Below are 15,551 nucleotides of genomic sequence, written 5' to 3'. Positions count from 1 at the left end.
GATCAGGTGGTCATGTTGTGGTCATCCGGGCGTGGAAGTGGTCAAGTGCGCGCGGAAACTACACCCGTGTCCTTTCCGCTGAAGAGTGATCACTTGGGCGTCTTTTTCCTGCGGCTTCCGTGGTAGCTGACCACCTCTGGTGTTCCTCCTTTCCGTGGTACTTGACCACCGGCGGCGGTTCCTCGGGGCGCTGCTGTTGTGAGGTGCTGTTGCGCGTCGGGATGGTCCAGTGCCCGTAACAGTGCTGCGCCGCGCTTAGTGGGCCGCAAGTCTTGAGTAAGAGTGGCGCGGTGATAGATGGTGGTGCCGATGTCTGCTTTGATCCGTTGTAGTTGCCGGACAAGGGTGGATTGGTCGATGCCGAGGTGTTCGGCGGCCGTGTCGATGGTGGCGAAGCCCATGACTGCGCGGAATCGGTGAAGTCGTTGCCATTCCGCCGCCAGGTGCGCTGGCCCAGCGATGCGCTGGTGAGCTCGTGCCGTCGAGCGCGTCGCGGAACACCAGCCGGTTGTACGCCGACGTCAACCACGACGTCCAGCAGTCCCACTCGTCGTGGCTGCGGGTGGCGTTGGGCGCCAGCTGCAGGCCCGGCGACAGGGACCACACTCGGGGCGCCGGCATGTCAATCCACCCGCCCGGTACAGACGGCGATCCGAAGTGTGGTCAGCTGCAGATGATGCCCGTGATCCAAAACCGTGCGTCGTAAACGGAGCCGAAGATGGTGTTCTGCTCGCGCGTGCCGCGAGAGACCGCCCCGTGCACCGTCCAGGTCCCGTCGCCGTGAGTCAGCAGCGGGCCACCGGAGTCACCGGCGCGCGCGGTCTGCGGCCACTTGCTGCCCGCCGGCGGCGGCAGGGCAGCCATGCACAGCTCGTACCGCGCCATCGGCTCACCGCTGACGCCAAGGCAGTGCTCGGGAACGGTGATCTCGGTGTCGAGCTGGCGCAACATGATCGGGAGTGGCGGCCAGGGGTCGTCGGGATTCTCGGGAAGCTCGTGGCGGCCCCAGCCGATCGTCCGTACCGCGGCGCCGGGCTCCAGCTTGGTCTCGGGCAGCGCCGCCGGCGTGGCCTCGGTAGGGGCGTCGAGCTTGAGCAACGCCAGGTCCTGCCCGTCGTCGTCGCCACTTCCAGGGAAGGCCTCGATCCATGCACCATGGCGGATCTCGCCGCCCTCGGTGCGGTTGTTGCTGCCCAGCCGCACCCGAATCTTCTTGGGATCCTTGCGGTTTCCGTCGCGGTCCACCAGGCAGTGCTTCGCGGTGAGAATCCACTGTGGATCGATGAGCGTGCCGCCGCAGAAGTGTTCACCGTTCTCTTGCAGCGACGCCATGAACGAATACACCTCGGCGGCTTCCTCGCCCCCGCTGATAGCCGACGCGGGCGCGGTCCCCGCCACTACCAGTGCCGTACCGACACATGCCGACAGCCATGCCCGGCGCTTGAATATGATCTTCATGGGCTACTCCGATGCCTGCGAGGTGACGCGCTGGATGGATGCTCTGACTGGCTGAAACATGATTCCTCCAAGAGAGTTGATCGACGTCGAAAGAAGTTCCCCACCGTGGTGCGGGGAACCACGGCCGGATCGGCCCGTGGTCAGGAAATCTGCCGTTCTGCAGAACGGATGACACGCCGTGATGGACCGGTCCAATTCGGCGGTGTGGACTGGGGCCGGTATCCCTGAGTAATCAGACGGAAGCGCCGGTGAGGTACAGACCGCCGGGAATCGCCGGCTGGCCGTGCGACCACTCCAACGAGTTCTCCTGGTTGAGGATGGCTTGGTGCAGTTGCTCCAATCCGCGGCCCAGTTCGCGGTTGTGCCGCGTGATGGTGGCGGCGCGCATCTCGCGGTAGATGTTCAGTGCGTCCACTTGGCGCCCCGAGCGGTACAGCGCCACCATGCACTGGCCGATCAATCGTTCGGTTGGGGTGTCCCGTTCGACCAGTGTCGCCAAGTCGCTGACGACGTCGCGGTGCCTGCCGCGGGACAGTGCCGCGTCGAACAGGATTTCCAGTGTTGCCAAGCGTTGCTGGTCCGCGGCTCGCAGTTCGGGCCACGACACGCCCATGTCCACCAGGTCTGCCAGGACCGGGCCACGGGACATGGCCAGCGCTTTCCTCAGCGCACCCACTGTCTGGCTCGTCGTTCCGGTCGCCAGCGCTGTGCGGGCGCGGCGGGCCAGCGCCAGGAAGTGGGGCAGGTCGATCAGTTCGGGCGTCACACGCAACACGTAGCCGTACTCCGTGGCGACGACCGCCGGAGTCTCGGACGAGTCGTGACTGGCGCGCAGCAACATCGTTCGTACGTCTGCCATGGTTTTGTGGACCATCTTGCGCGCGGTCGGTGGTGGGCCGTCGTTCCACCAGTTGGCCACCAACCACTCCGTCGTGACCACATGGTTGGCGTTGAGCAGAAGCATGCCGAGTGCCGCGCGCAGCCGTGCGTTGCGAATGGGCACAGCGACGCCGTCGTCCACCACCTCAAGCGGACCGAGCACCGCAAACCGCATGACACCTCCGTTCTGATCACCGGTGCTATCGAGATCATGGACGATCGAGGCCAGCGTTTCGAAGTCCGTTCTCTCCAGATGGAGCGATGTTCGGTAGCGCCAGGACGCGGGCATTGTTGGTCCTCTTCGGTGTGTCGCCGCGGTTGGATTTCGCGGTGTCGGTTGGGACGGGCGGACGTGGTTCGGCTGCGCATTCCGACCGCGACGGTGGGAGCACGCCGTTCATCAGGTAGTTGTCGATCTTGTCGGTGACGCACTGGTTGCTGCCGTAGTGGTCGTGCGGGCCGCTGTCGCGCACGGAGATCAGCTGGCTGCCGAGTTCCGCGGCCATCGCGGGTCCGCCGTCGTACTGGGTTACCGGGTCGCCATCGCCCTGGATCACGGCATCTGTCCCACTGGCCCTCCCAAGGATCGATGATGATGCCGTCGTCGATCTCCTCCGAGGGGTTCGGCGGTGGCGGCTCCGGACACTGGTGCCAGTCGACCTGTTGCCCGTAGGACTCCTCCAGTCCGTTCTCGGTGGCGCCCGTTGGGGTCACCACGGCCACCAGTCCGGCCGCCACCCCGCCAACGAGTGCGCCCCCGCGAGAGCCCTGCACCGTCCACGCCTCGCGCTGCTCACCATTCGCTCCTCCTGGTTCGGAAAACACCTGCGCGGCGACGGTAGGGACAGCGGTGTTTCAGCGGCGTTTCACCGCCGCAGACCGCCCCGGACGAAATGCCGACGAAACACCGCCGGCGTTACCCTGCGGACCAGGAGCCCCTCGGGAACGGAGCTGGCAGTGCGTGTACTGGTCGCGGAGGACGAGGAGACCCTCGCCGGATACATCGCGGAGGGCCTGCGGGGCCAGTCGATGTCCGTCGACGTCGCCAACGACGGCACCAGCGCGCTGGACAAGCTCAGCACCGGCAGCTACGACGCCGTGGTGCTGGACCGGGACCTCCCCGGCATACCCGGCGACGAGATCTGCCGGCACCTCGTCGAGCACGGCTGGGGTACGAAGGTGCTGATGCTCACCGCGCTGGCCGACGTCGGTGACCGGGTCGCCGGCCTACGCATGGGCGCCGACGACTACCTCGGCAAACCGTTCGACTTCGACGAGCTCGTCGCCAGGCTCGACGCGCTCGGCCGCAGGTCAAATCCCGCCGTGCCACCGGTACTGCACCGGCATGGCATCACGCTCGACTCGTCCCACCGCAGGGTCTCCCGCAACGACCGGCCCATTGCATTGTCCAACAAGGAGTTCGGATTGCTGTCCGTCCTCATGGCCGCGGACGGGGCGATCGTCAGCGCCGAGGAGCTGTTGCGGGTGGTGTGGGACGAGCACGCCGACCCCTTCACCAACGCCGTGCGTGTGACGATGTGCCGGTTGCGCGCCAAGCTCGGCGAGCCCGCTGTCATCGACACCCTGCCCGGTGTCGGCTACCGGATGGGCGGCCGGCGTTGCTGAGCCGACTCACGCTGCGGTGGCGACTCACCCTCCTGCACACCGCGATGTTCGGGGTCGTCGCCTCCGTGGTGGTCGTGATGGTCTACCTCCAGAACCGAGTCGTCATCATGAATATCGGCCCTTTCGACGAAGCCGCCGGCCCAGCACTGCCCACCGGCAGGGAACCGGCGCAGGAGACTTCGCATAGTGTCGCCATCCAACGGAACGAGGCGTTGGGGAGCCTGATTACGCAGTGGATCATCACGCTCGCCGTGATGACCGTGCTCGCCGGATTACTCGCTTGGTGGGTCACCGGACGGGTGCTGAAGCGCGTCCACCGGATGACGTCCCAGGCACGCCGAATCTCCACCGCGAACCTGCACGAGCGGCTCGCACTTGCGGGACCCGGCGACGAGATCAGGGAACTCGCCGACACCTTCGACGCCCTACTCGCCCGGCTGGAGAACGCGTTCAACGCACAGGCACGGTTCATCGCCAACGCGTCGCACGAGCTGCGCACCCCACTCACCGTGGCCCGCACGACACTGCAGATCGGACTCGCCACAAAGGACCCGGACCGGGTCGACCGGGTACGCGAGGAGTTGCTTCGCAACAACGACCAATGCATCAGGTTGATCAACGGTCTGCTCGCTCTTGCCCGAGGGGAGCAGGGTGCGCTCCGGGAGGACCCCGTGGACCTCGCCGAGGTTGTCACCGAGGTCATCGGTGAACTGACCGCCGCGCGGCGCGCCGACGGTCCACGCCTACAGATTGGCGTGCCCACGGGGTGCACGGTGCTCGGCGATCCCGTGCTGGTCGCCCAACTGGTGCGCAACCTCGTCGACAACGCCCTGCGGTACAACGTTCCCGGCGGCGAGGTGCACGTTGAGCTTGACACACAAGGACACCTGACGATCAGCAACACCGGCCCCCAGATCACCGACGACGAAGCGGACCGCCTGTTCGAGCCGTTCTACCGGGCTGCGACGAGAACCGGGCGGAGCGGCGGAGCCGGGCTCGGGCTGTCCATCGTGCGTACTGTCGCCCATGCCTGCGGTGGCACCGCCGACGCACGGCCACGCCACGGCGGCGGACTCATCGTCGAGGTACGGATCCCGACCGCAGCATCCACCTTGGACACTTCGATCGAGCGGCTGCCCGGCATAGTTTCCTCACGGCCCCACAGCACGTCAACAGCGCGGCAGTGAACTCAGCGGCTCCGACCTTCGGATCGCTGTTGAGGTAGACCCAGTTGTTCATTACGCCGACGGCCTGGGCCTGGTGGTAGTCGTCGCACCGTCGATGGTGTTGTGCAGCTGGTGAAGATCCCGAACAACTCCAATTCTCGCGACGCGGGCGCCGTCCGCACCAACCGTTGCAGTTTCGAAGTGCTTCGACTGGACCTGCTTGACCGGTTCGCGGAAGGCCTTGCTTGATCAGCTCGATGTATCTCAGGGGATGGCCCAGCTCGCGACTCGACAGCCACGCTCGGCTCACGGAGCTCCTCGACGGTCGGGTGTGGACTGCCACTGTCCACACCCGACTGATCATGACTGGGGACCACTCCGTCACTGACCGCCTGTACACAAGCAAGAGCCGTCACAAAGGTCCTGACGGGCGGGATGTGGAGTGTGTTGGAGTGGCGCGGGGCGCGCGATGAACCTCGGACACGTGGCGATCCTGCCGCAGGCCCCGCCAGCTGGTGTGGCGGAGTCGGCGTTCGCCTCCAGTGAACTGGCGGTATTGGACCTCGCCGACGAGGACCGGGTCGAGCCACCCGGCACGGGACACGTCCTCACCGGGGCGGGGTGGCGGCGAAGGTGGGTCCGGGCGTTCCAACTGCTGCAGGCGCTCCTGCAGATCTTTCCTGTCCTGGTGGGAGAAACCTGAAGTTTAGCCAGTGGCGGCCATGGCTGCGTGTCATTGCCGGTAGCGAATCGTTGATCTCCTCAGCCGGTGGATCGCTGCTGACTGCACTGCGCTGGGGTCGCCTGTCTGGAACAAGCCCCGGCCCACGCACCATGCAGCAGTTGCTGTCGTGGTCAATCCGGTTCATCGAAGACTTCGCCGAAGACATCCTGACCGCCCACACCGAACACCTAGACCTGCGCGAGCACGACCCCTACGAGCGACGCCGAACCAGCCGCGCCGCCACGCCGCCACGAGGCCAGATCCACACACGCATGGTCGCCTACTTGACCCGCCTGCGCGAGTCTGGTGGATCACTTCCCGGCCAAGTCCAAGACGACGGCAGCCGTGTGATCTTGTGGCGTCACGTCGGCAGAATTCTTGGCTGCTCGGACAGCGTCCGACGGACCCCCAGCGGCCAGATGGCGATCGAATCCGGGATCCCCATCGCTGACGATGCCTACCTCGACACCCCGATCACCGCACTGCTCGACGGCAAGCCCTGGCGCGAGCATCCCATCGCCTTCAACGAGGCACCCAAGCTAGCCCGTCTGCTCAGCACGGCCTGTTTCATCGTCTGTGCCTACCTGTCAGGCGCCCGCCTGGGCGAGGTGCTGAACTGGCGACGCGGCTGCGTCGACTACGACGCGAACAACGATCTTTGGCTGGTACGGGGCCTCTGTTTCAAGAACGCAGTGGACGCGGACGGCAACAAGCTCCCGGCCGGGCAGTTGCGCCGCGATCCGTGGGTTGTTGCTGAGATCGTGGCTCGGGCCATCGGCCTGCTGGAAAGACTGCACCCGCACCCGCTGCTGTTCCCCTCCCTGGATCGAGCCCTACCGGCGCCAGCAGAACACCAAGCGCACGGGAAAGGCCCGCACGGACGAGGCGATCGCGCGCGACCTGGCCAAATTCGTCGAGTGGGTCAACACCGAATGTCGCCGACAGGGCCGCACCGATGACATCCCTCCCGACGAGCGTGGTTCCCTTGTCGCGTCCCGGTTTCGGCGCACCCTGGCCTGGTTCATCCGCCGCCGACCGCGCGGCCTGGTCGCCGCCTCGATCCAGTATGGCCATGTCCACACCCGACTGATTCAGGGCTACGCCGGCTCCTACGATTCGGGATTCCCGGACGAGTACGCCTTCGAGGATTGGTTGTTCCGGCTTGAGAACCTCGCCGAGGATCAGCAGGCGCTCGATGCCGGTGAGCATGTCAGCGGGCCTGCGGCCAACGCGTATCGCCACCGCGTTGCAGGGGCCACCCGTCAGTTCGCCGGCCACGTCCTGACCAGCACCAGACAGGCCCGCGACCTAATCGGCAACCCGCTGCTGCAACTCCACCACGGCGAGGGCATGACATGCGTGTTCAACCCCGTCCACGCGGCCTGTCAGCTCCGTGGCACCGTCGACGACCCACTGGTCACCCCCGATACCGACGACTGCCGGCCGAAGTGCCTGAATATCGCGCGGACCGACCGCGACGTCCTCCAGATCCAGCAGCACCACGACGCACTCGCCGAGATCGTCGCCGACCCGCTGGCGCCGATGATCCGCCACGAACGCGACCAGCACGAACTGCGCCGCCTGCGCGCCATCCTCGACGACCACGAGCAGACCAAGAACGACGTCAACCCGTGACTTCAACCCCGCCAGCCGGCAACGACCCGGTCCGGAACGCGATCCTGGCCGCCATCGACCGCCTGCTCGCCGGTACTCCGCTGCGGTCCACCGGACGGCTGAGCATCTCCCAACTGGCCATCGAAGCCGACGTCAAGCGCTGGCACCTCACCCACCAGCACCTCGACCTCAAGGAACTGTTCCAAGCCCGAGTCAAGGCCGCAGGAGGTGCTCCAGCCGTGTTCAGCAGGGACCTCACCGACTACGAGAAGCTCAAAGCCAAGCACGCCAAGCTACTCGCGCACTGCACCGAACTGGAGGAGCGTCTGTAGCTCTATGCGACAGTGATCAACACCCTCGCAACGGAGAACGCCGCGCTCAGCGGCCGGGCTCGTGAGACCGCGCGAGTGGTGGCCCTTCCTCGGCCGGAGAACTCACTCTGATAGGCCCTGCCAAGTGTCGGCGTACTGAGGTGTTTCGCCAGTCGTATACGGGTGAACGTGCCCGGTCGCCGACGTCTTGCGTGGTCTTGTTCGAACCTCATCTCCCCGGGCAGCGCCGGGTGTGACGGTTGTCGTGACAACATCCGCCATTGCCGATGTTCGGAAGCTTCCGAGGCGCGCCTGCCAGATGATCATAACGAAGCCGAACCATCAGTAATTTCGTTTCGGCACCTCACCAGCGCGTCTCCCCGGCAAAATACTTGGTCGTCTTGCGCAGGATGTCGCGCTCTTCCTCCCGTTCGCGGACCCGCCTGCGCAGCGCGGCGTTCTCGCTCTCCGGCGAGGCCGGGCCGACGCGACCACCGGAGCCGCTGCGGTCGCGTCGGGTGATTCGGAGCGCCGTGCGTCGTCGAGCCGGATCCAGTTGCGCAGCGTCTCGTGGTTGATCCCGAGGTCGTCGACCACCAACCTGATCGTCGCGCCGGGCCGGGACCGGTACAGCGCGACCGCCTCAGCCCGAAATTCCGGCGGGTAGTGCTTCATCACTATCTCTGCGGGACTCCCATCCACCCGGACCATCAGGGTCCACGTGTGTCTGGTGTCCTACATCCGGGGTCAAGGCCCGGAAGCTCGTCGGTCCCGCGGCTGACCTGCTTTGATTGAGCGAAGTCGCCGCGAGAGACCGGTTCAGGTGTGCCTCTATTCAGCGGTGGGCGCACCACTCGCCTGGCGGTGTGCCGGGCTGCCCTCGCGATAAAAAACGTACCCACCGTGATGGAGGACATCTCCCTGGAACTCTCCGTCGGCGGTGAAACCCGTGTCGTCCGCGTAGTCGATGTGGTTCCCGGTCACCCAATAGCGGCCCGTATAAGCGCTCTTGCGCTCGCCCCGCCCTTCGTCGTATCGACCGTTCGGGAGGAGCTCCTGCCGGATGTGGTTGTCGGCGGTGACCCACATTCCGACATAGGGGTGGAGTTCACTTGACCGTCCGGCCTCGCCGTGAGCGGATGACGGGCTCGACGTCGCCGGAGCGGTGGAGGTCTGTCGTTCGCCGGGTGCCTGCTGGCAGGCCACCGTCATGGTCACGCCCACGAGTGGCGCGATGATCCCTGAAGTGGTGTTTCGGCGCATGGATCGATGATCGCCCGAGGCTGCGACGAGCGGGAGGCCGCGTCGTTCCCGGGAGTCGCGCACCCACTCAGTGGCCTTCATGGGGGTTGTGCCGGTCCCAGGTGTAGCACGGCCTCCCAAGTCTCCCTGTGTCCGGACATCGTTGATTCACGCTGGCCGCGACGGATTACGTGCACTTCGTGCCGGTCGGCAACGAGTGTGACCATGCCATGCCCTGCGGGTAACGGCGGCGGAGGACTCCGAGGTTGATGAAGGGAACCGAAGGTGAATCGACACAGCAGGCGAGGTTTCATCACCGCCGCGTCACTCGCAGGTGGCCTGGCGCTTGCACCCGGCGCTCTGGCCGACGGCGATCAGGCGAAGTGGTCGGACGAGCAGAGGAACAAGGCGAGGGTGCGTCATGCGTTCGCGCGTCAGAACAGCGGGGGTAGTTTCTACGAGATCCTCGCCGACGACGTGGTGTGGACGATCGTCAACGGCAGGACCTACCACGGGAAGAGGCAGTTCCTGACCGAGGGCGCCGCGCCGGTGCTGAGCCGGCTGAGGACCTCTCTGCACATGACGCCGCTGGAGCTGTGGGCGGACCGGGACACCGTCATCGCGATGTTCGACGGGGACGCGGTCGCACTCGACGGCGTGGGGTACCACAACAACTACTGCTGGATCATGAGGTTCCGCGAATCACAGGTGGTCAGGGTGTTCGCCTTCCTCGACACCGTGGCCGTGAACGAGCTCATCGCCCGGGTCCCGCGCACGTCGTGAATCCTTCCCGCCCGACGCCGTCGGCTGATCAGGTCTCCTGGCATGCGCTGGCGGCCAGGGAGCCGAGCAGCTTGAGCGCCTCACTGCTCTTCGATCCCGGCTCGGCGTGGTAGACGACGAGTTCTTGCCCTCGGCTCGATCGGACGTCGAAGGTCTGCATCGTCAGGGTCAACGGTCCGACGTCGCTGTGGTTGAAGCGCTTGGTCTCCAAGGCCTTGCCACGAGCGTCGTGGTTGGCCCATAGCTGAGCGAACTCGCGGCTTTGCGCGAGCAGCTCTGTCAGCACCTGCTGTACCCGGGGGTCGTCGGGCGCATGGCCGTAGCCGAGCCGGAATCCGGCCACGGAGTTCCGCGCGATGTCGTGCCAGTCCTGGTAGAAATCACGCGCGGCCGGGTCGGTGAACACGACGTGCATCAGGTTGTGCGAGTGCGACCAGGCGTGGAAGAGCGCGTTCGCGATCGCGTTGGACGCCAGCACGTCGTAGGCCCGGTTGTAGACGATGGCCGGGTTGTCCGGCCATGCGGCCATCAGTTGGAGCAGGCTCGGGTCGACGCGTCGGCTGACCGAGGCGACCCGGGGTCGCGGGCTGAGTGCCGCCATGCGGTACAGGTGCCGGCGGCCGTCCTCGTCGAGACGCAGAGCCGCGGCCAGGGCATCGACCACCTGTGCCGAGGGGGATCGCTCACGGCCCTGTTCGAGCCGGATGTAGTAGTCCACGCTGACCCCGGCCAGCATGGCCACTTCCTCGCGCCGCAAGCCCGGGATCCGCCGGTGTCCGCTGGTGGGTATGTTCACGTCGGCAGGAGTGACCTGTGCTCGCCGGGCACGGAGATAGGCGCCTAGTTCGGACTGAGCCATACCGGCATCGTAGGTACGAGACGGTTCTCCTGGCTGGGTGCGGTACTACCAGGAAGACAACGCCCTGCCTGAACACAGCCTGCTTCACGAGCACGGCGGACGGGGCGCGGGGCACCGGTGGCGTGAGAACAGGGCCGCCCACCTCGAGGCGCAGCGCTCCTTGAGGTGGGCGGCCACCGATGGTCTTGCTCGTCATGTCCCCTGCCTCCATCGCTTGTTCCTCGGTCTGTTGACTTGTGTCGGAACGTTCGATGCCCAGGAGACCGCGACCGCCACCACCGGAGAAGGTCGCGTTCATAGGGGGTGTAACTTCAACCCCCTCGTGCCGTGACCGGCGGCTACTGTCAATGGCATGGACCAGCAGGCCGGACAACGCAGTGAAATCCGGGACTTCCTCGCCAGCCCGGCGCGCCAAGATCACCCCGGCACAGGCCGGACTGCCGACGGGCGCGCGTCGCCGGGTCGCCGGGCTGCGGCGCGAGGAGGTCGCCGTCCTCGCCGGCGTGAGCACGGAGTGGTACACGCGGTTGGAGAAGGGTCACATCGGCGGCGTGTCCGAGGACGTCCTCGACGCGGTCGCTCGCGCCTTGCGGCTGGATGACGACGAACGCACCTACCTGTTCGACATGGCCCGGTCATTGCGGCCGGGGAGCCGCACGCCGTCGCGCCGCAGGGACGTCGAGGTCCCGCCCCGGGTTCAGTGGCTGCTCGACTCCATGACTATGTCATCGGCGTTCGTCCGCAACGGCCGCACGGACGTCGTCGCCAGCAACCCCCTGGCCCGAGCCGTGTACGCGCCGATGTTCGGCAGCGCCACCGTCGACCGGCGCGGCCGCCCCAACATCGCCCGCTACATCTTCCTCGACCCCAGTGCACCTGACTTCTTCGTCGACTGGGACGCCGCCGGCAGTGCCACTGCCGCCCTGCTTCGCGCCGAGGCCGGGCGCGAACCCCACGACTGGGCACTGCGTGAACTCATCGGCGAGCTGTCCACCCTCAGCCCCGAGTTCCGCGGCCTGTGGGCCGCGCACGACGTCCTGATCCGCCACGACGGCAGCAAACGACTCCAGCATCCCGATGTCGGCCACCTGGAACTGACCTTCCAGTCCCTCGACCTACCCCTGTCCGGCCGAGCCGTGCACAATCTGATCATCTACACCGCCGAACCCGGCGCCGCGTCCGAAGACCGACTCAAGCTCCTCGCCAGCTGGGCAGCGACGCGATCCCGGGCGGCAGAGCCCACCCGCCGCGCGGAGTCTCCCTGAGTCCGTGCCTCAGGCGCGGGTGGCGGCGGTGGACCGCTGGGCCACCAGCAGACGGGACACGCCGTCGGCGGTCGTCGGCTCGGCCAAGAAGAAGCCCTGGCTGACGGTGTAGCCGAGCTCGCGGAGCACGGCCACCTGCGCCGCGCTCTCGATGCCCTCGGCGACGGTGTCGAGGCCGAGCGCGCGGGCGAGCTGGATCACCGCACGGGCCACCGCCTGCCGGGCCTCCGCCGCAGCGGGACGGCCGTCGTCGACCTCGATGCCGTCCACGAAGGACTTGTCCAGCTTGATGATCGCGGCGGGGAAGGCACGCAGTAGGCTCAGCGTCGATTCGCCGGTGCCGAAGTCGTCCAGGGCGAGCCGGATGCCCCATTCCGTCGAGCTCGTGCAGCGTCCGGGAGACCTGTGGCCACGGAGCACCGCCGACTCGGTCACCTCCAGCACCAGCAGCTCGCAGGGCAAGCCGCTGTCGGCGAGCACGCTGGCCACGTCCGACACGAAGTCGGGGTCGTGCAGCTGCCGGGTGGACACGTTCAGCCCGGCCTCCTCCAGCGCGTCCGGGCCGAACTCGGCCAGCCACGCCGCCGACTGGCGGCACGTCTCGCGCAGCACGAACCGGCCCAGCGGCACGATCAGGCCGTTCGTTCGGCGGCCGGGATGAAACTCGGCCGGACCGACCACGCCGCGGGCCGGGTGATGCCACCAGAGCAGAGCCCTCCATGCCGATCAGACGGTCGTCGTCCAGTCCCATGATCGGCTGGTAGACCACGTGGAACTCGTCATTCTCCAGGGCCCGGCGCAGCTCGCCACCGAGCCGCATGTGCGAGCACGGGCTCCCCCACACCGTCCGCTTGAGCCGCCTACCGGAGACCTCGCTGTCTATCGATCAGCGACACACCACGAAATCGACACCTCACCGACTTCGATACACGCCCCTAGCCGGGTCACGATGGTGTCCGCCGGGTCGGTTTGGGCATACCCAGCTCCACCACCCGCTCTGGCACCCGGCAGGCCCGCCGCCGGCGCCGCCGCAGCCACACCAGCCCGGCACCGGCGAACGCGACAACCGCCAGCACGATAGATGCGAGTTCGAACACGTCGAACACCGCGCCCAGCGACCCCACCACCCCGATCCCGCCGAACAGGGCGATCAGCGGCGCCGCACAACACAGCCCACAAGCCACCGCCGCCGCGATCCCGGTCCGCTTCCACCACCGATACGGGCGGGTCATCGCACCGCTCCTGACACGGGGCCAGTCAGACCTCGGACCATCTTGCGTTCCAAGGCGCGGGGATGTTGCCGGTGACACCCCTTACACAGGTCATACTGGTTGACGGGGCCGGCGGTCGGCGGTGAGGTGGCCGGTCAGCCGTTCCCAGTTGCCGGATCCGATGGCGGCCTTTTCCTCCTCGGTGAAGGGCGCGTTCTCGAGGAACGACCTGGCGACGCCGCCGCTGGTGTCCAGGTAAGGGAAGCCGCCGGGCCGGGTGCCGAAGGTGTACGGGTAGTCGGTCGAGTAGAGCATGCGGTCGGTCCCGACGACCTCGGCGGTCCAGCGCAGGTAGCGCTCGCTGACCGTACCGCTGCCGGCCACCCAGAAGTTCTGGCGGAAGTAGTCGGCCAACGGCCGCTGCAACCCGGCCATGTCCCGCAGGACGCCGACGTGGTCGAGGTAGAACAGGACGACCTCGCCCCAGTGCCCGGCGATCACCTGCAGTTCTGGGTGGCGGTCGAACACCCCGGAGAAGATCATCCGCAGGTACTGCACACCCAGGTCGTAGTACCAGCCCAGACCGGCGGTCGCCAATGCCGCCCCCACCCCGTTGGGCAGTCCCGAGTAATACGCCTCCTGGACCGCCCGCACCGGCGCCTGGGGGTGGAAGTGCAGGGGGACGCAAAGCCGTTCGGCGGCTCCGTAGAGGTCGTCAAACTCCGGCGCGTCGGCGAGTTTGTCGCCGGTGCGGCCATACAGCATCGCACCGCGGAAGCCGAGTCCGGTGACCGCGCGCTCCAACTCGTCGACGGCGGCTTCCGGCGAGGACGTCGGGATGGCGGCGAACGCCTGGAACCGCGAGGGACTGGCGTCGACGACCTCAGCGAGCGCGTCGTTGGCCTCGCGCGCGACGCGCACGGCGTCGGCCGGCGGGAGGTTCTGCACCCCAGGAGTGGCCAGGGACAGCACGGCGACGTCGATGCCCTGCTCGTCCATGTCGGCCAAGCGTCCATCGCCGACATCGCGCAGCCGTCGCGTGACCGGGTGGTCGTCGTCGTAGCCGTGCGGCCGCACTCCCGCCGCCGCCCACGCGTCGAGCAGAACGGGAAGGACCACGTGTTCCTCAAGGCCGACGATACGCAGCTTGTCAGACATGTCAGCAGCTCCTCAACTGGTGTTTCCAACGATACTCAACACACCGTATCATTGGAAACATCAGTGGAAGCAACTTTCCGATATCATTGATACATGGCTGATGGGTCGGAGGACGCACAGGTCGCGGCACGCGAGGTGTCCCGGCAGCGGCTCGTCGAGATGGCGGCGGACCTGCTCGCGCGCGAGGGACGCGAGGCGGTCACCACCCGGGCGGTCGCGGCCGCCGCCGGGGTACAGGCCCCGGCGATCTACCGCCTGTTCGGCGACAAGGATGGTCTGCTCGACGCGGTGGCCGAGCACGGCTACGCCACCTTCCTCGCGGCCAAACACGCCGACGCCCGTCCGGAGGATCCCGTCGAGGACCTGCGCGCGGGCTGGGACCTCGCCGTCGAGTTCGGGCTCGCCAATCCCGAGCTGTACACGCTCATGTACGGCGAACCCAGGCGCGGCACGGACTCAGCCGCCTTCCGAGCCGGCATGGAGATCCTGCTCGAACGCATCCACCGCCTCGCCACCAGTGGCCGGCTGCGCGTCAGCGAGGACCTCGCGGCCTCCCTCATCCACGCGACCGCCCGCGGAGCCGTGCTCACCTGGCTGTCGCTCCCCGGCGATCAACGCGACCCCGCCCTCCTGACCGCCCTACGCGAAGCGATGATCACCGCCGTCACCCTCGACGAACCCGCCGTACACGACGCAAGCCCCGCCTCTGCCGCTCGAGCGCTGCGTGCCCTTCTGCCCGAACAGACAACGCTCAGCAGCGCGGAGCAACACCTGCTGGGCGAATGGCTCGACCGCCTGACCGCCGACCACCACGAGGACCGCTGACCCGACCTCCACGGCCCATGCATTTCCGGGCCGGGAAGTCCGGCGCAAAGACCACAGGACCAAGACGCACGCTATTCGGCTACTTAGAGACTTGGCGTAGGACCGATGTCTGGCCAGACTCGGTCCAGGTGCCTGGCGAGTCGCTCTCTCATTGCGGCTGCCCGCCGGTTGGTTGGCGTGGCTCTCTCATGGCTTGCGGTCTCGCCGGGCACCGCGTGAGGAGAGGCTCAAAAGGGGTTTGCCCAGCTCGAAGTAGCGGTGCCCTCCTTGCTGACACCTCATACCTCAGCCAAGGAGGAACCCGGTGACGGTGATCATCGGCATGGACCCCCACAAACGATCAGCCACGATCGAGGTGATCGACCAACGCGCACACGTCCTGGCGACCGGCACGTACGGCACCGACAAGACCGGCTACGCCCAGATGCTG

At 67.0% G+C, this 15,551-nt stretch carries 19 protein-coding genes; 8 read left to right on the top strand and 11 right to left on the bottom strand.

Annotation, left to right across the window (positions count from 1 at the left end; translation table 11 throughout):
• Positions 1-89: 89 nt before the first annotated feature.
• From B9C43_RS54040 to B9C43_RS54025, 4 genes are all read right to left on the bottom strand, one after another.
• A complete protein-coding gene (locus B9C43_RS54040; RefSeq protein WP_268811648.1) occupies positions 90-443 on the bottom strand; it encodes a helix-turn-helix domain-containing protein in 354 nt (117 codons plus the stop codon).
• Between the two features lie 220 nt (positions 444-663).
• Entirely contained in the window at positions 664-1,458 is a 795-nt protein-coding gene (locus tag B9C43_RS54035; RefSeq protein ID WP_084434942.1) for a S1 family peptidase, read from the bottom strand.
• 232 nt (positions 1,459-1,690) lie between these two features.
• Positions 1,691-2,512, bottom strand: a complete 822-nt coding sequence (locus B9C43_RS54030; protein ID WP_160097423.1) for an AfsR/SARP family transcriptional regulator — start codon at positions 2,510-2,512, stop codon at positions 1,691-1,693.
• Between the two features lie 34 nt (positions 2,513-2,546).
• Entirely contained in the window at positions 2,547-2,894 is a 348-nt protein-coding gene (locus B9C43_RS54025; protein WP_160097421.1) for an alpha/beta hydrolase, read from the bottom strand.
• Positions 2,895-3,294: 400 nt separating this feature from the next.
• Here B9C43_RS54025 and B9C43_RS54020 point away from each other — a divergent pair, with 400 nt between their 5' ends.
• The 3 genes from B9C43_RS54020 (at position 3,295) to B9C43_RS59870 (ending at position 5,378) form a co-directional block, all read left to right on the top strand.
• A complete protein-coding gene (locus B9C43_RS54020) occupies positions 3,295-3,963 on the top strand; it encodes a response regulator transcription factor (protein ID WP_084434939.1) in 669 nt (222 codons plus the stop codon).
• Positions 3,957-5,150 carry a sensor histidine kinase gene (locus B9C43_RS54015; protein WP_084434938.1) on the top strand — a complete coding sequence of 398 codons (1,194 nt, stop codon included), beginning with the start codon at positions 3,957-3,959 and terminating at the stop codon, positions 5,148-5,150. The genes B9C43_RS54020 and B9C43_RS54015 overlap by 7 nt, the downstream gene beginning before the upstream one ends.
• Before the next feature lie 102 nt (positions 5,151-5,252).
• Positions 5,253-5,378 carry a hypothetical protein gene (locus tag B9C43_RS59870; protein WP_268811646.1) on the top strand — a complete coding sequence of 42 codons (126 nt, stop codon included), beginning with the start codon at positions 5,253-5,255 and terminating at the stop codon, positions 5,376-5,378.
• A gap of 163 nt (positions 5,379-5,541) precedes the next feature.
• Here the strand turns inward: B9C43_RS59870 and B9C43_RS54010 are convergent, their stop codons facing one another.
• The gene (locus B9C43_RS54010; RefSeq protein WP_235039399.1) at positions 5,542-5,781 is read right to left on the bottom strand and encodes an ATP dependent DNA ligase; all 240 of its coding nucleotides are present in this window, start codon (positions 5,779-5,781) and stop codon (positions 5,542-5,544) included.
• 822 nt (positions 5,782-6,603) lie between these two features.
• Between B9C43_RS54010 and B9C43_RS54005 the strand changes: the two genes are divergently transcribed.
• Both B9C43_RS54005 and B9C43_RS54000 read left to right on the top strand, forming a co-directional pair.
• Positions 6,604-7,488: a hypothetical protein gene (locus B9C43_RS54005; protein WP_235039398.1), complete on the top strand. Its 885-nt coding sequence runs from the start codon at positions 6,604-6,606 to the stop codon at positions 7,486-7,488.
• A complete protein-coding gene (locus B9C43_RS54000; RefSeq protein WP_200826149.1) occupies positions 7,485-7,799 on the top strand; it encodes a hypothetical protein in 315 nt (104 codons plus the stop codon). The genes B9C43_RS54005 and B9C43_RS54000 overlap by 4 nt, the downstream gene beginning before the upstream one ends.
• Positions 7,800-8,120: 321 nt before the next feature.
• On the opposite strand, the gene B9C43_RS60405 is transcribed toward B9C43_RS54000, so the two are convergent.
• Together B9C43_RS60405 and B9C43_RS60400 are read right to left on the bottom strand one after the other, a co-directional pair.
• Positions 8,121-8,453 carry a transposase gene (locus B9C43_RS60405; protein ID WP_160097419.1) on the bottom strand — a complete coding sequence of 111 codons (333 nt, stop codon included), beginning with the start codon at positions 8,451-8,453 and terminating at the stop codon, positions 8,121-8,123.
• Between the two features lie 156 nt (positions 8,454-8,609).
• Complete coding sequence (locus tag B9C43_RS60400) at positions 8,610-9,041, bottom strand: Atu4866 domain-containing protein (protein ID WP_407657198.1); 432 nt, start codon at positions 9,039-9,041, stop codon at positions 8,610-8,612.
• Positions 9,042-9,305: 264 nt separating this feature from the next.
• On the opposite strand from B9C43_RS60400, the gene B9C43_RS53985 reads away from it, so the two are divergent.
• Positions 9,306-9,803: a nuclear transport factor 2 family protein gene (locus tag B9C43_RS53985; protein ID WP_084434935.1), complete on the top strand. Its 498-nt coding sequence runs from the start codon at positions 9,306-9,308 to the stop codon at positions 9,801-9,803.
• Positions 9,804-9,831: 28 nt separating this feature from the next.
• Here the strand turns inward: B9C43_RS53985 and B9C43_RS53980 are convergent, their stop codons facing one another.
• Positions 9,832-10,662, bottom strand: coding sequence for a helix-turn-helix transcriptional regulator (locus tag B9C43_RS53980; protein WP_084434934.1), 831 nt, complete (start codon positions 10,660-10,662; stop codon positions 9,832-9,834).
• A gap of 347 nt (positions 10,663-11,009) precedes the next feature.
• On the opposite strand from B9C43_RS53980, the gene B9C43_RS53975 reads away from it, so the two are divergent.
• Positions 11,010-11,927, top strand: a complete 918-nt coding sequence (locus B9C43_RS53975) for a helix-turn-helix transcriptional regulator (protein ID WP_327225568.1) — start codon at positions 11,010-11,012, stop codon at positions 11,925-11,927.
• A 9-nt stretch (positions 11,928-11,936) separates the two neighbouring features.
• On the opposite strand, the gene B9C43_RS53970 is transcribed toward B9C43_RS53975, so the two are convergent.
• The 3 genes from B9C43_RS53970 to B9C43_RS53960 all read right to left on the bottom strand — a co-directional run bounded on the left by B9C43_RS53970 (position 11,937) and on the right by B9C43_RS53960 (position 14,296).
• Positions 11,937-12,638 (bottom strand): EAL domain-containing protein, encoded by a 702-nt coding sequence (locus B9C43_RS53970; protein WP_268811647.1) that lies wholly within the window; start codon positions 12,636-12,638, stop codon positions 11,937-11,939.
• Positions 12,639-12,871: 233 nt separating this feature from the next.
• Complete coding sequence (locus tag B9C43_RS53965) at positions 12,872-13,159, bottom strand: hypothetical protein (RefSeq protein ID WP_143447267.1); 288 nt, start codon at positions 13,157-13,159, stop codon at positions 12,872-12,874.
• Positions 13,160-13,249: 90 nt separating this feature from the next.
• On the bottom strand, positions 13,250-14,296 hold the full coding sequence (locus tag B9C43_RS53960; protein WP_084434933.1) for an amidohydrolase family protein: 1,047 nt from the start codon (positions 14,294-14,296) through the stop codon (positions 13,250-13,252).
• Positions 14,297-14,389: 93 nt separating this feature from the next.
• On the opposite strand from B9C43_RS53960, the gene B9C43_RS53955 reads away from it, so the two are divergent.
• On the top strand, positions 14,390-15,121 hold the full coding sequence (locus tag B9C43_RS53955) for a TetR/AcrR family transcriptional regulator (protein WP_084434932.1): 732 nt from the start codon (positions 14,390-14,392) through the stop codon (positions 15,119-15,121).
• Positions 15,122-15,551 lie beyond the last annotated feature (430 nt).

Origin of the sequence: Kibdelosporangium aridum, assembly GCF_900176515.1 — a bacterium.
GTDB classification, from domain to species: domain Bacteria; phylum Actinomycetota; class Actinomycetes; order Mycobacteriales; family Pseudonocardiaceae; genus Kibdelosporangium; species Kibdelosporangium aridum.
Note: the sequence above shows the minus strand (reverse complement) of the source record. Positions and strands in the feature narration are given on the sequence as shown.